Origin of the sequence: Oleidesulfovibrio sp. (assembly GCF_047973035.1) — a bacterium.
Classification (GTDB): Bacteria; Desulfobacterota; Desulfovibrionia; order Desulfovibrionales; family Desulfovibrionaceae; genus Oleidesulfovibrio.
Window position 1 is genome coordinate 24676 of the sequence record NZ_JBKEBF010000037.1, and the last position, 19423, is coordinate 44098.

Genomic DNA, 19423 nt, shown 5'->3' on the forward strand with positions numbered 1-19423 from the left:
CCCCCCTTTTTTGAGTCAGAAGAGGTTAGTTTTTACCAAAAACATTCTGCGTTTTTCCGTAAGGAATTTCAGAATATTTCTTGGATGGTCCGGTGGTATCACCCAGCAGAGCTGCAGAGGGAGCACGCTCGAAGGGAGACAGTTCCACACCAAGCACCTTGGCCATGATTCTGGGAATGTCAGTGTTATCCTTGAATCCGGCAAACTCATCCGCCTCTTCACCTGTAGCGGACAAAGCGATAACGGAAGAGGTGTGCACATAGGATGTCCAGCCGATGCGGGCACGCTCTGACACCACGTGGGATACGGCAATCATAGTGGGCGTATAAGCATAGCCGTACGTGGTCTGCTGGTCTTCGGGCAGGGTCTGGTTCTTATCTTCCACTGCCATGGCTGACGTAATAATCTTAAGTTCGCGTGCGTTCAGGTCGGACAGGCCGAAGTTTTCCGCAATGTAGGCAAGATAAGCCTGCTGGCGCTTTGCCACATCAGGAATTTCTGCAACCATTTCGGGATATACGTACATCAGCACGTCTTCGGCAGATGCCTTTACCTTGAAGAGTTCTTTCAGCTTCAGGAAGTAGCCTTTGGAATCAAGGCTCAGGCCCATTGCCATACCGCCGGTTTCGTGGTCGGCAGCAACAACGATCAGGGTGTCCTCTGGGTGTTTGTTGTAAAAGTCGTATGCTTTGGCAATAGCTTCGTCAAAAGCAACGGTATCCCAGATGGTGCCGGCTGCATCGTTACAGTGAGCAGCGTAGTCAATACGGCCGCCTTCAACCATCATGAAGAAAGGCTTACCCTGCGCTTCCAGCACTTCGATGCCTTTTTCGGTCAGCTCTGCCAGAGCGGGCATGGCGTTTACGGTTTCTTTGCTGTTACGGCGGTCAATTTCCATACCCAGCGCGCTGGAAGAAAGAGCAGCCAGCACTTTGTCACCCTTTTTAGGCTGGTAGGCACGGAAGGTATCACGGCTGTTTTCACCTACAAACGTGGTGTAGCCTTTGGCTTTGAACTCTGCCACCAGATCGCGGTCATCTTTACGCTTGGATTTCAAACCGTCGGCATTGTTCTTTGCTACAAAATTACGATAGCCGCCGCCTGCAAAGTATTCAAAGCCGGAGTTCAGCTGGTCGACAGCAATTTCGTTTTCGTTGCCGCGATGCACGTTATGCGCAGAAAAAGAAGCGGGGGTAGCATGGGTGATACGGGTAGTGGTGGCAATGCCTACAGCATAACCGGCATCGCGGGCAGCTTCGGCAATGGTCTTAACGTCTGTACCGTCGGGCAGCTTTGAAACCATATCGTTGGTTGTTTTAAAGCCGGTGGCAAGCGCAGTGCCGCCTGCTGCCGAGTCGGTAATCATGGTGTTTGCAGAGTGCGTGGTCACCAGTGCGGAAATGGGGAAGCTGTTCATTACCAGACGAGCTTCGGGGTTGCCGGTCTCAATCTTATAAAAATATTGTGCGACCTGACGCTGCACAGGGCCCATACCATCGCCGATGAAGTAGAACACATACTTGGGTGTGCCCGCAAAAGCGGCAGTGGCAGCCAGCAGAATAGCCGCGGACAGCAACAGTGTACCGATAGCCTTGGAACTGTTTTTGATTCGTTTCATGTCTGGTCCTTAGTTGTATGAGTGTGACACATTGCCATTAGTTGCGGGAAAAGCCTTGCGAGAGGCAAAGAAAGCATGATGTTCTGTGGCGGGTACGCACCGGCAAAACAGCGGCAGGACACTCACATTAATCACCACTCACTTTCACAAAATGTAGCTTTTCCCCTTAGGGCAAGGTCAAGCAGTTAAAACAAAGAAATTTTGCAAGCATTTTTGCGGAGGGAACTCTGCACAAAAGGCATCACAATAATACTTAACCATCTATTTTAATGTAAAACTGCAGCCTAATGCAGAACTTTCATTTTTCATTACACAACACCATAAGAATCAAGCAGACAGGCGTCATTTACATTTCCCTTTAGAGGAATCTTTCATCTCTGATTGATCGAATAATCAACACGTTATCCTTGCACGCTCCTGCCAGACGAAACAATATTGTGCATTTTTAAACGTGCACTCTTAAAAAACGTCAGATCACAGCTGGCCCGCGCAGTAGGTTTTCTGTACGCCTGTAAACAGATTACGGCTTTCTTATCAGGCCACCCTTTCCAAAAACTACTCCCCTCTATTGAACAGACTGCACAACCGTGTTATTTCGCCCATATCTTATTGCACTACCAACTCTTAATGAGGAGTATCCATGATCAACAAAATAGCTCGTATTATTTGTATGTGCTGTATATGTAGCGTTCTCGTTTCCGGTTTCGGCGTTGCAACCGCTAAAGCAAAAATGATTTCTACGGAAACATCCATAGCCGTTGCCCAACACGCTGAAAGCAGAAACAAAGTTAATGCATTTATTGAGCGCGAAGATGTGCAGAAAATCATGGTCGGCCACGGTGTTGATGTTGAAGAAGCAAAAATGCGCGTAGCCAGCCTGACTGATGCCGAAGTAGCAGAAATCGCCGCCAAGCTGGACACAATGCCTGCCGGTTCCGGCGCTGTCGGAGTCATTGTCGGTGCTGCATTGCTGGTCTTTTTTGTTCTTCTGATCACAGACCTGCTCGACCTTACTGACGTCTTCCCCTTTACCAAATAGGCAGGTTTCTTTTTGCACAGTAAGCTTCGTACACTGGCACCGTTGGTGGTGCTATGTTGTATACTTTCAGGATGCGGCGGCCTGCGTTCCGGCGGAGGAATGCAGGTCTCGCCTGCTTCTGTGGGGGCACCGCCTTCCACTTCCGTTTCCGGCGTACCTTTTTTCGCGCAGGAAGAATTCCAGTGCGGACCGGCCAGTATGGCCATGGTGCTGACGTGGAGCGGAAAAACAATTGCACCGCAGCCTTCTGAGCAGTTTTCCGAACTTGTAGACATGGTCTACTCGCCCGACAAACACGGCAGCCTGCAGCCTGCCATGATAAGTGCAGCAAGACGATATGACCGCGTAGCCTATCCCCTTACCGGTCAGGCGGAACTGTACACCGCACTGGCCGAAGGTGTTCCGGTTGTGGTTCTGCTTAATCTGGGACTGTCGTGGGTGCCGCAGTGGCATTATGCTGTTGTCACGGGGTATGACTCTGCAACGCAGGAAGTTCACCTGTTATCCGGTACCGACCCTGAAAAACGAATGTCCTTCACGCTGTTTGACAACGTATGGGCCCGCGGAGATTCTTGGGGGCTTGCCGTGCTTGCGCCGGACAAGCTGCCGGCGTTTGCCGGTCGCATTCGGTGGCTTGAAGCCGTAACAGGCCTTGAGCGCGCTGAAAGAATAAAAGCAGCCTTAGCAGGTTACACTGCCGCTACAGAAAGATGGCCTGGCAGCTATGAAGCATGGCTGGGAACGGGCAATGCGTTGTACCAGCTGGGCAAGTTGGAAAAAAGCGTAACCTCATTTCGCCGCGCTACACAAATCCAGCCTGATAACGGCATAGCATATAACAATCTGGCTTCTGTGCTGGCAGAGCTGGGGCGGAAAAACGAAGCCCTTGCAGCGGCAGAAAAGGCAATTGAATGCGGCGGGCCTTTGCTGGAAACATTCAAACAGACACTGCTGGACATTGAGGTAATGTAAGCGGCTTCGGGGCAGTAAATCTGCATACCCTGCCGTGTACATTTTTTGCCGGAGTACCGGCCTGAGTCACAGACGCTGACACACCTTGAAATTTTAAAAGGCCCGAACACTATGGTTCAGGCCTTTTGCTTTTTTCGTGGACTTATTCGTCTGAAAAAACAGCACGCTCTCGATAGTACGCTGTGCATTTGGGGTTGCAGATGCTTTTTCAACGCCTCCAAAGCAAATTCCGACACGACATGGCACAGAGCTGCTTTTGCTTGCAATTACGTCTGCCTATTATACAGGCAGCTTACTCTCCAAGGTGCAGCCTTAAAAATCTGCCTGTCTTTTCCAGCGCCGTTTTCGCCTCTGCAGAGTCAGGCATCATCGCCTGAAAGACATGCGTCATTCCTTCGTATAAATCCAGAGTGACCGGCACTCCGGCCATATCCAGAGCCTGATACTGCCGAACAAAGTTGCTTAAAAAAATTTCTTTGGTACCGCCTTGTATCAATGTCGGCGCAAAGCCTTTTGAATAATCACCATATACCGGCGAAACGTAAGGATGCTTCTGTTCAGGCAGTTCTGCATACGCAGCGGCTGCTTTTTTCAGATGCTTATCGTACAGATACGCGGGCTCGGCATGCTTCAGAGTGGTGTATGAATCTCCGGTGTCAGTAATGTCGGACCATGGTGACCAGAGCACAACCGCCGCAGGAAGCTGCATTCCTTCATCGCGCATCTTAAGCACGGCCCCGGCTGCCAGCCCGCCGCCTGCGGAATCACCGATAACTGCAAGTTCATTCATGGCTGTGCCCTGCTTGTGCAACGCCTGCAACACGGCAACCGCTTGTCCCGTGATCTGCCTCCATCCGGCCTGCGGGGCCAACGTATAATCCACCGAAACAACCCGCAGCCCTGTGACGTCAGCTATCATTGCAGCAGTGCCAAGCGTGGAGCGGGCGCTGAAAAACGTATATGCTCCGCCATGAAAATAGACCACGGTCTTTTTACTGCCTTGCCACGCATCAGGCGTTATTTCCAGCACAGGCACTCCGCCAAGCTGCATTTGTCTTACCTCAGGCTTCAGCCGCTCTACTATGGCCTTTTGCGCCGCTATTCCGAAAAGCTCTCTTCCCTCCTGTGCAGCTTTCCAGCCGCTGAAGTCGTCAGCGTCCGGCAGTTCAGGTTGCAAGTTCGGGTCTTGCATCTTGCGCAAAGCAGCCTGTGCCTGCGCTGACACTGTAGATGGAACCGTAACAAAGCTGGATGCAGCATCTTTTGCTATTGCGCCCCCCGCGCACACCATACACAACATGCAAACAATAAATGCGGCATATATTCTCATAAATATTGCTCCTCTATTGTGATATTTAAACGGTCGTGAATAACGAACACCTACGGCAAGCAATAAAAACAGGCAACACTACAAACGCTGTCATAGACACAAGCAGCGTTGATGCTGTCTGCGGCTTCCCTGCCCCATACTATGCACCGGCTCTGCCAGCTTAATGCATCCTCTGCTTGAGCTGGCATAAGCGGCAGAGCCGTTCGTGGTGATAAAAAGAAACAGCCCGGGACTCCCCGGGCTGTTCTTGTATGCATTGTTACGGAAGGGCTATCCGGTAAACCCCGTAGGGAGCTTTCGGTTGGGCTCCTTCATGGATTCGGGACGTGGTAAAATAGAGCTTTCCATCCGGCCCCATGCTGAATGAGTCCGGCCAGCTGATTGCTGCATCCTGAATAACCGTTTCCACTCTGCCGTCCGGCGTTGTGCGCAAAATGGCATCATGTTCCAGAGCAGATATGTACACTTTCGCATCAGGGCCGAAGTACAAGCCGTCCGCTGCACCGGTTTTCCCGACAATCTCTGTCTGCGCGGCAACTTCGTTGTCGGTAACGTCTTGATTGCGCAATGCAGCAGCAGGAAGCCGGTACATGGTTCTGCCTGTAAGAGCCTGATAGAAAAGCATGTCTTTTGCAGCATCATAAGCGATGCCATCAGCATGAATCTGAGGCTTACCGCCCATGAACATCCACGGCGTGCCACCGATGGTCAAAGTAACATCTTCTGATTCAGTCGAAGGGTGACTATCAAGAAAGCGCCTTGCCTTGCCCGTTTCAAGATTCAGCGCAACCAGAGCACTGCCGTCAGAATCCGTCATATAGGCAAAGTTGCGTTCCACATCGATACGGACGTCGTTAAGATAACTTTTGACAGGCGCAATGTCCGGCCCGAAACGGTACACACGCTTGATGGAGTTTGTTTCAAGATCAACCTCCACCAGCTTGGGGCCTCCTTCCACAACACCCTTAAACTGCGGGTTGGCAGGGTCCAGAATCCACAAACGGTTTGCAGTATCTATAAAGACCGCCTGAACAGATACAAAGTGCGTGGCAGGGTCAAGGCCGGGCTTCCAGCTGTTCATCTGAACATCAGGATACGGCACTGCCTTGCCATCTACTATTTCCGCCACAGAGACAGGAACATTATCGGACCAGCGGGGATAGTTTACGAACAGGCGCTCGTTTTTTGAAACAGCAAGTCCCGTCCACTGCCTGTCAGAAAAAGCGACAGGCTCCAGCACGGGGCTGGCAACCACGAGCTTCTGCTGGCAGGCGCTCAGCAACATGGAAAAAAGAGCCAACGCAAGGCCCGCAACTACTATTCGAATATTCATTATTTTCATAACTCCCCTCACGTTAATGAGTTCCCAGATGCCTGATGGTTTGTCATATGGATCTGTAAAAACCAGTGAAAATACACAGACAAAACACACTATGGGGCATCATCTTTCATACCAGAATAACAAATGCTTATTGCCGGAAAGCAAAGATTATTGTCTTGCCCGCCGCCGAAGCTCTTTGAGTCAATGCAGCGTCCCCCTGCAACATCCCGACAGGGAGCAAGCTCCATTTTTCTTGCCCTCTTGCCTCAAAGAGCGTGGCATAGACAAAAGCCGCTTGCTGGGCGGACCAAAAACAGCACCATCCCTGTTGCGTTGACAATAGAGACAAATTATCTATTTTTAAAATAGTATGATTTTGTGGTATGCATTATTTTTCTGATTGGAGGCCGCATGATAAACCTTGAGTGGTTGAGGACGTTTAAAACTGTCTATGAAAAGGGCAGCATGACTGCGGCAGCTGAAGCCTTGTTTGTTTCACAGCCTGGTGTGAGCCTGCATCTTGGATCATTGGAAGAACACGTGGGCTATAAATTGTTTGAACGTGCCCCGCGCAAGCTCATTCCTACAGAGCGGGGAAAGCTTTTATACAACGGCATTATTGATCCTATCCTGAAGCTGGAAGCTGTGGAGCAGCATATTCAGCAGACCACCCGTCAGGACAGGCCGACCATTGTTGTGGGTATGTGCTTTGAAACTTTTCAGGAAACGCTGGAAAAGCATGTTCACGGGTTTGCATTCGACTTGATTCTGGAGTTTGGCAATTATGACGAGTTGCTTAAAAAACTCGAAAAAGGGCTGATAGATATTGTCGTTACGCCTGAAAAAAGGATTACAAAAGGGGTGAGATATCGCCCCGTGTCGCAGGCAAATATCATTCTGGCCGCAGGCAAAGGGCAAAACTGCGAACCTATGGCTGAACTAAAGGATGAAGCGCGAAAGGAAGATTTGCTGGTGTGGTTAACGTCACAGAAGTGGTACGGCATTGCAGGAGACAGCGAGCATCTGAAACGCTTTTGGAAGGTCAACTTCAACGCCCATCCGGACTTTCGCCCGAACTACATTGTTCCTAACATTCATTCGGTTGCAAGGGGATTATCTGCAGGGCCGGGCTTGGCCGTTATTCCTGATTTTCTTTGCCGTAAGGCTGTAGAAAACGCCGACATCAGCATTTTATGGAAAGGATACAGGCCGGTAAGAGACACCCTTTATGTTGCCTGCCGCACCCATTCTGCAAATGCAGCCCAGCTGGCGGAGATTGAAGATCTTTTAAAAAAAGAATTACCGCCGCTGGACATGACAACAGAGTGACCGTGCGGAAGGGTAAAGCGGGTTAGCCGGACAGGTAAGATTGAAAGTCCTTTTTTATACTCTGTTCAATATCCAGAAAAGCAGCAACGACAACCGGATCAAAATGCTTACCGGCCTCACTTTTAATCAAATCCACTGCCCTTTCGTGCGACCATGGCTCTTTATACGGGCGCTCGCTGCACAGGGCATACACATCGGCAAGGGCTACAATACGGGCTGACAGGGGTATTTCTTCCCCCTTCAAACCATGAGGATAACCCGTCCCGTCCCATCGTTCATGATGATAAAGGGCAATATCGGCAGCCAGAGCAAGATATGAATCTTTACCAAACTCTTTCAGGAAGGTTTCATTTCCCAGACGCAGCACAAGCCCTGCAATGGATGTATGGCCTTTTACAATCTCGAATTCTTCCTTGGTCAGCTTATCCGGTTTAGAAAGAATTTCTACGGGAATAGATGTTTTGCCTATGTCATGCAGAATAGACGCCAGCGCAAGCTCATCAATGTAATTATCTTTTCCGGCCAGATATGAAGCATAGGGCCCTTCAGACTTCAGCCTTTCAGCGATGGTGCTTGTCAGGTTGCGTATACGGTTCAGGTGCTCACCCGTGTCAGGGTCGTAACTTTCTGCAAGAATCGCTAGCGATTGAATCGAGACTTCCTGTGTTACCTTCAGTTCTCTTGTCTGCGCATCAACTATTTTTTCCAGATCTCTGTTGAGCAGTTTAATCTGCTCTTCTGCCAGATATCTGTAGTAGTTCACCTTGCAGGCATGAATAATCACCATCAACACAAGCCCGAATAAGAACAAAGAGATCGCAGCCCCGATAACAGCCTCTTTTATAAGAAGCCTGTCCAGTTCTTCTTTTCTTGCGGTCAGATCATAATACAGTTCGAAAGCCCCGGCGAACTTATTGTTGTTTTTTAGCGGTATATATATTTCCGCAACATCTTTCGTAACTACTCTGCCCTCCAGAGTTTGCTGATTTTTTGTTACAATTTTTGAGAATTTTTTCCCTTCTGCCACAATCAATGTAAAATAATCGTGGCGATTTATCTTACCGATGTCAGCCGGCGCCGTGGAATAAACAATCTTCCCGTCGGCATCGAATATTTTAACTTTTTCAAGACCAAATTCGACGATTGCGCTTTTCATTAAAGCGTCAATGTCTTCATGGAGCGTAATTGGTTGTGAGGGGGATAGCCGGATTACTTTTGATGCCCAGAAGTGGGCCGTTTTTTCGGCTTCTTCTTCCGAATAGTCCAAAAGCTTTTCACTGAAGTGCGGCAGAACGACAAAATAACTGCGCAGAGGCAGGGCAACGGTGGAGATAATGGCGACAAGTAAAAGAAGCAGGATCTCAGGGTGTCTGATCAGGGTTTTTACCATGGCTGTGCGCCGCACCTTCATACAAATCTCCCAGCGTTCCGCTTGCCCTTCCCCCGAACAATGAGACACAACAAGCTGTCTTTCAAAAATATTCCTGAGGGCAGGAGCGAAACTCTCTGTCACCATCTCCTTTCTACCGAGAGTAAGACCAAAATTCTTACGTTCCTTCCACCACGTCACATGGCACTCGCACATCCGACAGAAACAACGTCCAGCGGAAGTAAGACATCCATCTGGAAAGAAGGTCTACGGGGTGCGGAAGCTCGGTACTCCGCAGGGTTATGGTCTTGAAAATCTCAGCGCATGCCATTCCTGTATGCGGGCAGTCTGCCAGCGCAAAAAGGACATCCCCAACTCTACTGTTTTCCTTTAAACTGGTTGCCGAAAAGCATCCACAGCCCTTCAAAGGTCATTACACCTTGGTTTCTTTTACCTTATAATCCATATAAATGTCCAAACATTCCCGCTCAAAGATAATTAACGATTATTCTTACTTTATTTTCAATCAGTAACGCGACTACCAATCTTATGACATTGCATCAAGGGCACCCTATGCCACAAAATTCCATATTTTCACGTCATCAAACAGGCTCAAATCATTCATTGCCCTGCTTAGTAAATGGAAAAGCCGCTGTCAGCGTTAATCCCAAGAACATTCATTGATAACTGAAGATATTTCCTCTGCGAAACAAGAGTCATCTTTTAATGCTTGCCAAACGAGCCTGAGAATAGGGTTTCCCGTGCATAAGAAGTTAGTTTATGAACACTAACCAGAGACCGCAAAGTTCCCCATAATGAGCACAGATTGTTCTACCTTGTGTGTCGGACACGAAAAAAGGCTCAACAGGAAAAGCTGCTAAGCCTTTAAGTCCTCTGGCCCGACTGTGGAGAGTTAACCCTCCTGACATGTTGAGCGCCACGTTAGAGAGCTCGTTTTATCCATCAAAAATGTTTATCTTTTTGTTTAAAGGATATCTTTTTTCAAAGACTAGAGAAGGGCTGACCGCTCTTCGTTCATTAAGTGGCAGTTTCTATGGATGTCTCGATTTGAGCAAGAGTAAGGGATTCAGAATACGGATGGTCCACCAACGGCGTTGAACGGCCTCCAGCAGCGGCCATGGACCGTTACGGTTTACACGCGCACTGCTTAAATCAAAAAGGGCCGCAGGTTATATTTACCTGCGGCCCGTATTATCTTACTATTATTCTATCTTTTGTGCGATTACGTACCCGAAGCTGGTCCAGCGCCCGTTATCGACTTCAAGGGTTTTAGGGTCGCCATCTGGCTCCTTCTTGCAGAAGGGGTCATGTTTTGCGAACTCCATCCACCACGACCACGCGTCCGGCGCATAGCCGCTTTCCAGAATGATAAATCCGGCACGTTCAACATCAGCCGTTGTGCTCTTAATATCCCGAAAGCATTCCTTCCACGGAAAATCGCCATGCGAGACGTATGGTTCAAGGTCTTCCGGCAAAGGCGAATCAAGGTGCATAGGCTCACCAAGTCCGAAAATGCCCCCTGGTCTGAGCACCCGATGTATTTCACGGAGGCAATCCAGATAACCCTCTTCACCATTCAAGCCGCGAACCATTTCGAGAGCGGTGGTCGAATGGACGAAATCAAAGGAGTGAGACGCAAAATTCGTATGCGGCACTCCTATCTTTTGTCCGAGAACACGATTCGAAACTCCCCATGACTCTGCATTGCTGCGCAGGTGCTCCACCATGAGATCCCCCTGCATACGGTCGCTCCAAGGGTCGATTGCAATGATATCAATGCCATACTCCTTGGCCAGAAAACAAGTCTGAATACCTCGGTTGCACCCTACATCAAGCAGGCGGGAACCGGGCCTCAAGCCCATTTTCTGCGCCAGAAAGTCGCTTAGCCGCAAGCCTCCGGGGCCGCTGCACTGCTCATAAATGGTGTCCAGATCGGTATACCGTTGTGATTTTGAATAACAGATTTGCGTCATTGGATGACTCCTGCTGTTTGCTGTTGCTGAATTGGGGGCAATCCCCCGCACAATAGTCAACAGGATGTCTCCGTCTGCCGCGGCGCCTATCCGTCAGCAGACGGATTACGCTACTATGGTCTTTCTCATGTATCCCTCTAGGTTGAAATTCGCAGAGGCTAGCCAAAAGCCATTCTGCATTTGAACGGAACGTTAGCTACATTGCTAACCAGCGTCAACTTACACGGAATGAGGCTTCTAAACAGACAATTATTCCGTCCCGTCTTCGGCATTCATTGTACCCGCCCATTCCTTCATACAAAACCACGTAGCCTTACCGATGTCTGGCACGTCTTTGCCGAAGCGGTCACAGAGTCCCAACCAGCTATAGTCATATTCTTTACCGCCGAAAATTGAACACACTGGGTGTGGTTGAAGGAATAGAGGGAGAGCCCCTCTGGCGGGCTGATTATGCTGGTATGAAGAGCCTCCTGCGGAAAGGGGTCAATAGCCACCGAGGTAAACGCACAAAGACCGTTCAAGATTTAGTGGCGGGACGAGTTTCTGGTCAAAAGGGAAAGGAATATAACAGAAGGCTAGTATTTAAATAAGATAGTTGTTAGCCATCTACACAGAGAACACTTCTGGAGAAAAACAGATTATTTACAATAACTAGCCTTCTACCCAACTGAGACTAACCCGATTGCAAAATCAGAAGTTGTCTGCAGCCTTAGTTGCTGACCATCAAACGAGAAACCATATCAAGGTTACCCATTGATAAACATCAGGAAGAATATGAAAGCTAATGCAGAGAGGGCCAAGCAATCAAAAAAGGCCCCCTCCCCTTCTAGGACGATGGTTTATTTCCAAGCAATAATGTTACCAATCCTTTATTGTGGAGCCACTGCTGTTATATCCATAAGTTCTGCTCTGTCTTATAAAATCCAATTTACGCTTCTACCTCTTTTAGTAACAGTAGTTGCAGGGGGGCATCTTATTGAATACGGCATATATGCTCTTTTACTCACAAAAACTTTCACAGCAACTCACTATCCAGCTAGCTGCCCTTTCTGTTGTTCCAGCTTTTTTGCTTTCTGAAAAAAGTTATCTTGGTTGGCTGGTTATTGGGAGTGCACTCAGTTCCCAGCGGATCGACTTTTGGGCTTTTATTCTTCCTTGTCTTTCACTTGTCATGATTGGCTTTGTAGGGTGGGCTGCTTGGGTCTTTTGGAAAAAGAAAAACAGGCAGAGTTTTCGGGCGTTTTTGTTTGTATGGTTTTGGACATCGCCATTCAGTAGTATTGTACTTCTTCTTGGGTTGATGCTTGTTGGCTTGTCCCCATTCGGTACTCCGGGGGATGGTAGCAACTACTTAAGGCACCCTATTCGATATGCCACAGCACCGTTCGTAATATTATTTTTGATTTTACTCGTGGCATGGTGGGCTTGGAGACTTATTCATCAGGCAAGCAATACAATTGGTTACAAAGAGAATCAGTAAGCAGCCATCAACCGTTTTGCCGCTTATCGTCGCCTGAGACGGGAACAGGATAGTATGGAAGGGATGCGCGTGTTTGTTTTCGGCATAAACGTACTTCGCTATCTGGCTAAAACTGACATCGGACCCGTGCTACGGGTGTGGCACGGACGGGAAAAGCGGGGTATGCCTTTATCGACGTTATAGATAGCTTGCCTACAAAACAGCCGCTTTCCACTTCTGTAAGTTTCTATCAGCTACGGCCCCAAAAACTTTAAAACAAATTTTCGGACTGCTGAGAACTCTGTAACGGTTTGAAAATATAACAATTTTAAAACATTAAATAGCCCCCAGACACACAGATGTTCAATAGGCACTAGCAACACGAAAAAAGGCTTAGATCTTTTGATCTAAGCCTTTAAATTCTCTGGTGGAGCTGAGGAGAATTGAACTCCTGACCTCTTGAATGCCATTCAAGCGCTCTCCCAACTGAGCTACAGCCCCAAAGCGGAATTGCCTTATGCAGCATGACTGGCAAGATTGTCAATAACGCTGTTTCATTTTTTTCAAAATTGCTTCTCGGACCGTGCAACCGCAGTCAAGCTATGATAAGCAGTACAACACACAGGTCTTATTAAGTATAACTCGCGCCAGAGGAAGAAGAGCAGTAAGAGGAGTAACTGACATGCTGGATACACTGATAATATACGGCAAGGACAACTGCCCGCATACAAAACGAGCGCGAGAGGCGAACCCCGAACATGTATATATCAACGTACTGGAGAACGAAGAGGGGTTACAAGCGATGCTGAAACTTTCAGGCGGGCTACGCAGAGTTCCTGTTCTGGCGCGGCGCACCAACCACGGTGACGAGCTTGTTTCCGTAGGTTTTAACAGGGGTTCCTGAACATTATAGCAGCCCGTCAGGTAGACGGCGCTACGCTTGTCCTTTTACATGCATTCTCAGCCCCTACGAACTGATCATATAGCTCCGCTTCTGCAACACTCTTTCAGGCTACACGCACCCTCCTCTGATTCGCTTTTGCATAACAGAACCAGCTACAACAGCTCTATATTATCTCCCGCAGATAATTTTCACTTGCCCGGCAACACTTCGTCCGCTCGTAAAAATCTTACTTACCCTGCAAGCACTGTTAAAAAAACAACGGTGAAGCCTTTAAGAAGCAGGCAACTATCGCAACCTATCCGCAACGTCAGGGGCATTAAATGCTACAACATTTGGCCTGTATAACTAACAACTTATGCCTGTCATACTAAATACTCTTCCAGTTTTTGAGCAGCAACCCACAACGGCTCGTTCAACACGACGAGTCAACATACCGCAAAATAAAAGTTGATATGAGATTTAGTTGTGCAAGCCGCACAAGCTGCGGTTTTGTGCCTAAAGCCGCAGCTTGTGATAATAATCCTTAGATTGACAAAAAAAACGAGCCAAGCATACCTATGGTGGGCACTCAGTACCATCTAAAACACACAGCACGCACTCGGAGAAGTGAATGATCAATTATCCCGTCATTGACCCCATAGCATTCAGCATCGGTCCGCTCAGCATCCGCTGGTACGGGCTTATGTACATTCTGGGCTTTATTGCCGCATGGTTGCTGGCTCGCTCACGCGCGCTCAAGCCGGGGTCGGGCTGGACTGCAGAACAAGTTGACGATCTGGTCACATACGGCGTTTTCGGCGTCGTACTGGGTGGCAGATTAGGCTACACTCTGTTTTACGAAACGTCATACTTTTTACAAAATCCGCTCGATATTTTTAAAATATGGAACGGAGGCATGAGCTTTCACGGCGGGCTTCTGGGCGTAATCATCGCCATGTGGCTGTTTGCCCGTCACAATAAAAAAGCTCTTTTTGATGTAGCAGACTTTACAGCGCCCCTTGTTGCTCCGGGGCTGCTTGCCGGCAGACTGGGCAATTTTATTAACGGAGAACTGTGGGGCAGACACACTGCTGCAGAATGGGGAATGATCTTCCCCGGTGCCGGTCCGCTCCCCCGCCACCCTTCGCAATTGTACGAAGCTCTGCTTGAAGGCGTAGCCCTGTTTGTCATCCTGTGGGTATTTTCTGCCAAACCTCGCCCGCGCATGGCGGTTTCCGGCATGTTCCTGTTTCTCTACGGCAGCTTCCGCTTCTTTGTGGAATTCTTCCGCGAACCCGATGCACACCTCGGGTATCTGGCCTTCGGCTGGCTGACCATGGGGCAGATTCTGTGCATGCCCATGATACTGGGAGGCCTCGTTCTGGTGGGTATTGCAATGAAAAACGAAGCAAAATCCGCCTTACATACTAATTAACTTGCTCTTCATTGACAGCTGTCTCTTTTTGTGGAATGGCGATTGCGTTGGTATTGCGCCTTTTAAGGCTGCATTACAATATTTTGCGAGCCATCAGGAGGAGTCATGGCGAAGGAAGAGGCCATCGAAGTAGACGGCATCGTCCAGGAAGCCCTGCCCAACGCAATGTTTCAGGTAGAGTTGGAAAACGGGCATACTGTACTTGCGCATATTTCGGGCAAAATGCGCAAATTTTACATTCGGATATTACCAGGTGACAGGGTTCGTGTGGAGCTTTCTCCCTACGATCTGAACCGCGGACGTATTACCTATCGAATGAAGTAGCCTGACAAAGGCCCAGATAATGCTTTTGTTCCCGTGCCAAGCGCGGAACAGTCTGTTGCGCTCTTTTTTCTGCCCGCGTCTAAGCGACAGAGACTAAGCAAAACTACATGCAATACAAACAGTCAGCCCCCGCATCTATCTATGCGGGGGCTTTATTTTTTATCCGCCTGCACAGCTTCCTGTGCTTAAGTAAACAAAACAATCACTCCTGCGGAATAATATCTATTCTGCCGCATCAAGAGTCACAAAAAACGCGGCACCGGTTCCGCTGGCTGCATCAAGCGGGCTTTCAACCCATATTTCACCACCGTGGCTTTTTACTATACGTCTGCAGATAGCAAGGCCCAACCCCGCAGAACCGGATTTATTCTGATCTCCGTCCCTATCAAGCCTGTAAAAGCGTTCGAAAATACGCTCCTTACTGACTGCCGGAATCCCCGGACCGGTGTCTTTTATGCAAATGGCCACACGGCCCTCACTCTGCCTGCCCGTCACAATAATCTTAGAATGCTCAGGGCTATACTTTATCGCATTGTCCAGCAGGTTATGGAACACCTCAAAAAGCGCATCCTTGTCTCCCAGTACGGTAAGCGGCGCTTCCGGCAGCAGACTGTCTATAACTATCTGTTTAGCCTCTGCGTGCAACCCCATCTCGCGTATTGTCTGCCGCAAAACCGGAGTCACATCCACGGCAGACATAGCCACCTGTTCACGTTTGTGTTGTGATCGGGCAAGCACCAGCAGGCTGTTAACCATTTTGATCATGTGGTTGGCATTCTTCAGAATGGTTCCCAGAAACTTTTCGCTTTGCTCTTTACGGGCTGGCGGGGCATCAATAAGCATTTCCGCGTACCCTTTAATGCTGGTAAGCGGAGTTTTAAGCTCGTGCGAAACATTGGCAACAAAGTCGCGACGTACTTTTTCCAGCTGTTCACGCTCGCTGATATCATGAAACGCCAGTACAATCTTTCTGGCACCGGCAGGGTCAGTGAACGGCACCAGCGTTATTTCAATGCACTTACCGCCTTCCATCTCGATATTGCAGATCCGGTTACCGGCAGGTTCTGCATCGTCACTACGAAGCATGGCTTCCACAGCACGCTGAAGGTTAAGCTGCATGGTAGCTTCAAGCGGCGTAGTGCCCAGCATCGCCTCACCCTGCGGAAACATTTCCGTCAGCGCAGCATTTACGGACTGAATGCGGCCTTCTTCGTTCAGCACCATAACGCCGTCGGTAATTGCGTTAAGAATAGCTTCCAGACGCCCTTTCTGGTCGGTAAGCACCTGCATCTGACTTTGAATGTTGGTGGCCATATCGTTAATGGCGTCAACAAGAGGACGCAGCTCTGAACCGGGGTATTCTCTGATTCTGCGATGGTATTCCCCCTGCCCGATTGCTTGCGCAATTGATGCCACCCCTTCAATTGAACGGGCGAGAGAACGTGTAACAAAATATCCGAGCAGCATACTGGCGAAAAGCGCAATCAGAAAAACCGCCCCCATCCCTTCTTTCAGCCCTGCCAGACGCTCATTGACGATAGATGCCGGCAGCGCAATGCGCACCACTCCGTCAAGACCCGCATCAGGCCACTTAATCGGGCGCGCCATATAAATAAGGTCCTTGCCCAGCGTCGTACTGTAGCGAATTTCCATCCCCTCACCGCCTTTTATGGCGGCCAGCACTTCCGGACGGCGACCATGGTCGTCCATATCCGCAATCTCAGCAAAGGGGACATCCGAATCTGCCATAACTTTGCCTTTTTCAATAAAGGTCAGGCGCATTCCGGTACGTTGCCCAAACTTTTGTGCCCAGTCATTCATAGCCTTGCGGCTTGCAAAAGGAGCGCGGTCCTCCATAAGCCAGACTGCCATTTCAAGGCCATTTCTTGCCCTCAGCTTCGATTCTGTAATAACGTCCTCGCGCAGAAGGTCGCTTATGTATAAAAATGGCGGAAATATTGCTATAAACAGCAATATGATACTTCCTAAAAACAGTCTGAAACGAATGGAATATTTCTTCATGGCGTTATTAAGACGTAACTTTATGGCGTTTTTGTCACACGATTGTTACAATCGGCAGGTAAACCGATGGCGCTTTATTGACAACGGCCCGTTTTTCCCGACTTCGGGGCGACGTGTTTGTCCGTAACATTTCAACAGCAGGTAACGGTATCATACTTACCGTAACATAGCCGGATAACAAGGCCATACCGCATTCGTGTTACGGAAAAAATCGTTTTTTAAAACGGATAGGTTACATGGATATATATACCGTCTTTCTTGTCCTCGCCGTAGGCGCCGGTTTTCTTATGGCTTTCAATCTGGGAGCCAACGACGTTGCCAACTCCATGGCGTCATCGGTAGGATCAAAAGCCATTACGGTAAAACAGGCTGTTCTTATAGCCGGTGTTCTTAACTTTATCGGTGCTGTTTTTCTGGGTGCTCAGGTTACCAAAACAATCAGTAAGGGCATCATCAACGCAGACATGATCACCGATCCGCGCATCATGATGGTTGGGATGTTTGCCGCCCTGCTTTCTGCCGCGCTGTGGGTACTGGTTGCCACACTTACTTCTTTGCCTGTCTCTTCCACGCATTCCATCGTCGGTTCCATTCTGGGGTTCGGCATTGTTGCCGGCGGACCGGAAGTGGTAAACTGGGGCAGCATGGGTTTTGTGGTTCTTTCGTGGATTATTTCACCGCTGTTCGGTGCAGCAATCGCCTACTTTATATTCACTCATATCCGGCGTTTTATTCTGTACCGAAAACGCATTATTGAAAAAGCAAAATTCTGGGCGCCGTTCTGGATTGCCCTTACTGCCGACCTTGTGCTGCTTTCCTTTTTTTACAAAACGCCGGTCGGTAAAAATATGAACCTGCACTGGTCTACCGCGCTTATCCTGACCGCTATCATCACAGTAGTTGTCTGGGTCGGCTTCCGTATTCTTTTCAACCGCACTGTTCCGGCAGACGCTGACGGTCCCGAAGCCGTAGAGGATATGTTCCGGCGGCTGCAGGTGGGAACAGCATGCTATGTTGCAGTTTCTCAGGGTGCAAACGACGTAGCAAACGCCATCGGGCCTGTAGCTGCCATTTATATGATTGCGCGCGAGCAAACATTTGTTGCTTCCGCAGAGGTTCCGCTATGGTTGCTTGTCATCGGCGGTCTAGGCATTGCTGCCGGTATCGCTCTGCTGGGACATAAAGTTATGGCCACAGTCGGAGAAAAAATTACCAAACTTACCAACACCCGCGGGTTTTCTGTGGAATTCGGTGCTGCAACAACGGTACTCATGGCGTCCAATATGGGTATGCCTGTTTCTTCCACACATGCAGCTGTCGGCTCCATCGTAGGTGTAGGTCTGGCCCGTGGTTTTGGTGCCGTAGATTTCAGGGTACTTTACAGAATAGTGCTTTACTGGGTACTTACAGTACCTATTGCCGCAATTACCAGCATTGTCATTTTCCAGCTGCTCAGATGGTCCTTCCTGTAGGTCGCCTGAAAGCTGTTACCGGAGGTTTCATATATGAATATTCGGATACCCCTTTTCGGGCTTGTACGCGACGAGCGTTCCCCCATGAACGGACTAATCGAGCACTACGAGCAGATTGCCAAAGGAATGGGACTTATTGAAGAATCCATGGAATGCTACATTACCGGTGGCACATGCAAAGACTTCAACACTCTTTTGCGTGAAGTGGATGAAGCAGAGGAACACGCAGACAAAATCAAGCGTAATATCCGTAACCATTTACCCCGTTCGCTGTTCATGGCTGTGGATAAAACCCTGTTCATCAACTATACCCGCAGCCAGGACAACATTCTGGATGCAGGGCAGGAAGCGCTTAACTGGCTGGGTATGCGACGCATTCCCATCCCTGATGAATTCCAGAAGGAATTTGTCTTTTTCCTGCATAAAGTTTCCAAAGCCATTGAGCTGCTGTGCCCCGCTCTGGAGGCGACTGTAGGGCTGGTACACGGTGACGGTAAACTGGACCGAGTCAGCATTAAAAATACCTACCGTGCCGTCCGTGCTCAGCAGCGCGAGGTATTCCGCGAAAGAATCCGCATAGTATCTGCGGTTTATCGTTCCGATCTTGACTTTAAAGACATCTACCAGTTGATTCATTTTGTAGATGCACTTTTCGCCATGAGCCATAACGCGGAAAACTGCGCCGACATGCTGCGCTCCATGATTGCACGCTAACCCACCAGCCTGCAGCACTCTAAAAGTAACAAAGCCCCGCTATGCGGGGCTTTTTTGGGGTCTGCAGATTATGGTTTCTAAAGCACAATCTTCATATTCTGTCCGGCGTTAAGCAGAACTCTCCATCTGTCACTGCTCCGGA

16 protein-coding genes and 1 tRNA gene are annotated in these 19423 nt (G+C 49.0%); 9 read left to right on the forward strand and 8 right to left on the reverse strand.

Annotated elements, in window-relative coordinates:
- Positions 1–25: 25 nt before the first annotated feature.
- Entirely contained in the window at positions 26–1618 is a 1593-nt protein-coding gene (locus ACK5LI_RS12380) for an alkaline phosphatase (RefSeq protein WP_416949775.1), read from the reverse strand.
- A 640-nt stretch (positions 1619–2258) separates the two neighbouring features.
- Between ACK5LI_RS12380 and ACK5LI_RS12385 the strand changes: the two genes are divergently transcribed.
- Both ACK5LI_RS12385 and ACK5LI_RS12390 read left to right on the forward strand, forming a co-directional pair.
- Complete coding sequence (locus tag ACK5LI_RS12385; protein WP_416949777.1) at positions 2259–2657, forward strand: PA2779 family protein; 399 nt, start codon at positions 2259–2261, stop codon at positions 2655–2657.
- A gap of 12 nt (positions 2658–2669) precedes the next feature.
- Entirely contained in the window at positions 2670–3629 is a 960-nt protein-coding gene (locus ACK5LI_RS12390; RefSeq protein ID WP_416949779.1) for a PA2778 family cysteine peptidase, read from the forward strand.
- A 292-nt stretch (positions 3630–3921) separates the two neighbouring features.
- On the opposite strand, the gene ACK5LI_RS12395 is transcribed toward ACK5LI_RS12390, so the two are convergent.
- Together ACK5LI_RS12395 and ACK5LI_RS12400 are read right to left on the reverse strand one after the other, a co-directional pair.
- Positions 3922–4959, reverse strand: a complete 1038-nt coding sequence (locus ACK5LI_RS12395) for an alpha/beta hydrolase fold domain-containing protein (RefSeq protein ID WP_416949781.1) — start codon at positions 4957–4959, stop codon at positions 3922–3924.
- A gap of 259 nt (positions 4960–5218) precedes the next feature.
- Complete coding sequence (locus tag ACK5LI_RS12400) at positions 5219–6292, reverse strand: L-dopachrome tautomerase-related protein (protein WP_416949783.1); 1074 nt, start codon at positions 6290–6292, stop codon at positions 5219–5221.
- Between the two features lie 399 nt (positions 6293–6691).
- Here ACK5LI_RS12400 and ACK5LI_RS12405 point away from each other — a divergent pair, with 399 nt between their 5' ends.
- Positions 6692–7609, forward strand: coding sequence for a LysR family transcriptional regulator (locus tag ACK5LI_RS12405; protein ID WP_416949785.1), 918 nt, complete (start codon positions 6692–6694; stop codon positions 7607–7609).
- Positions 7610–7631: 22 nt separating this feature from the next.
- Here the strand turns inward: ACK5LI_RS12405 and ACK5LI_RS12410 are convergent, their stop codons facing one another.
- The 3 genes from ACK5LI_RS12410 to ACK5LI_RS12420 form a co-directional block, all read right to left on the reverse strand.
- A complete protein-coding gene (locus tag ACK5LI_RS12410) occupies positions 7632–9020 on the reverse strand; it encodes an HD-GYP domain-containing protein (protein ID WP_416949787.1) in 1389 nt (462 codons plus the stop codon).
- Between the two features lie 136 nt (positions 9021–9156).
- A complete protein-coding gene (locus ACK5LI_RS12415) occupies positions 9157–9309 on the reverse strand; it encodes a hypothetical protein (protein ID WP_416949789.1) in 153 nt (50 codons plus the stop codon).
- Positions 9310–10201: 892 nt separating this feature from the next.
- Entirely contained in the window at positions 10202–10972 is a 771-nt protein-coding gene (locus ACK5LI_RS12420) for a methyltransferase domain-containing protein (protein ID WP_416949791.1), read from the reverse strand.
- Between the two features lie 976 nt (positions 10973–11948).
- Here ACK5LI_RS12420 and ACK5LI_RS12425 point away from each other — a divergent pair.
- On the forward strand, positions 11949–12452 hold the full coding sequence (locus ACK5LI_RS12425) for a hypothetical protein (protein WP_416949793.1): 504 nt from the start codon (positions 11949–11951) through the stop codon (positions 12450–12452).
- 404 nt (positions 12453–12856) lie between these two features.
- Here the strand turns inward: ACK5LI_RS12425 and ACK5LI_RS12430 are convergent.
- Positions 12857–12932: transfer RNA gene (locus tag ACK5LI_RS12430), tRNA-Ala, on the reverse strand.
- A gap of 181 nt (positions 12933–13113) precedes the next feature.
- Between ACK5LI_RS12430 and uxx1 the strand changes: the two genes are divergently transcribed.
- The 3 genes from uxx1 to infA all read left to right on the forward strand — a co-directional run bounded on the left by uxx1 (position 13114) and on the right by infA (position 15073).
- Positions 13114–13335 carry a UXX-star selenoprotein family 1 gene (gene uxx1 / locus ACK5LI_RS12435; RefSeq protein ID WP_416949796.1) on the forward strand — a complete coding sequence of 74 codons (222 nt, stop codon included), beginning with the start codon at positions 13114–13116 and terminating at the stop codon, positions 13333–13335.
- Between the two features lie 610 nt (positions 13336–13945).
- Positions 13946–14749 carry a prolipoprotein diacylglyceryl transferase gene (lgt, locus tag ACK5LI_RS12440; protein WP_416949798.1) on the forward strand — a complete coding sequence of 268 codons (804 nt, stop codon included), beginning with the start codon at positions 13946–13948 and terminating at the stop codon, positions 14747–14749.
- Between the two features lie 105 nt (positions 14750–14854).
- A complete protein-coding gene (infA, locus tag ACK5LI_RS12445; protein WP_416949800.1) occupies positions 14855–15073 on the forward strand; it encodes a translation initiation factor IF-1 in 219 nt (72 codons plus the stop codon).
- Between the two features lie 222 nt (positions 15074–15295).
- Here infA and ACK5LI_RS12450 read toward each other — a convergent pair whose 3' ends face one another.
- Entirely contained in the window at positions 15296–17047 is a 1752-nt protein-coding gene (locus ACK5LI_RS12450; RefSeq protein ID WP_416949802.1) for an ATP-binding protein, read from the reverse strand.
- A 284-nt stretch (positions 17048–17331) separates the two neighbouring features.
- Between ACK5LI_RS12450 and ACK5LI_RS12455 the strand changes: the two genes are divergently transcribed.
- Both ACK5LI_RS12455 and ACK5LI_RS12460 read left to right on the forward strand, forming a co-directional pair.
- Positions 17332–18567 (forward strand): inorganic phosphate transporter, encoded by a 1236-nt coding sequence (locus ACK5LI_RS12455; RefSeq protein WP_416949804.1) that lies wholly within the window; start codon positions 17332–17334, stop codon positions 18565–18567.
- 33 nt (positions 18568–18600) lie between these two features.
- Positions 18601–19281 carry a DUF47 domain-containing protein gene (locus tag ACK5LI_RS12460; RefSeq protein ID WP_416949806.1) on the forward strand — a complete coding sequence of 227 codons (681 nt, stop codon included), beginning with the start codon at positions 18601–18603 and terminating at the stop codon, positions 19279–19281.
- Positions 19282–19423 lie beyond the last annotated feature (142 nt).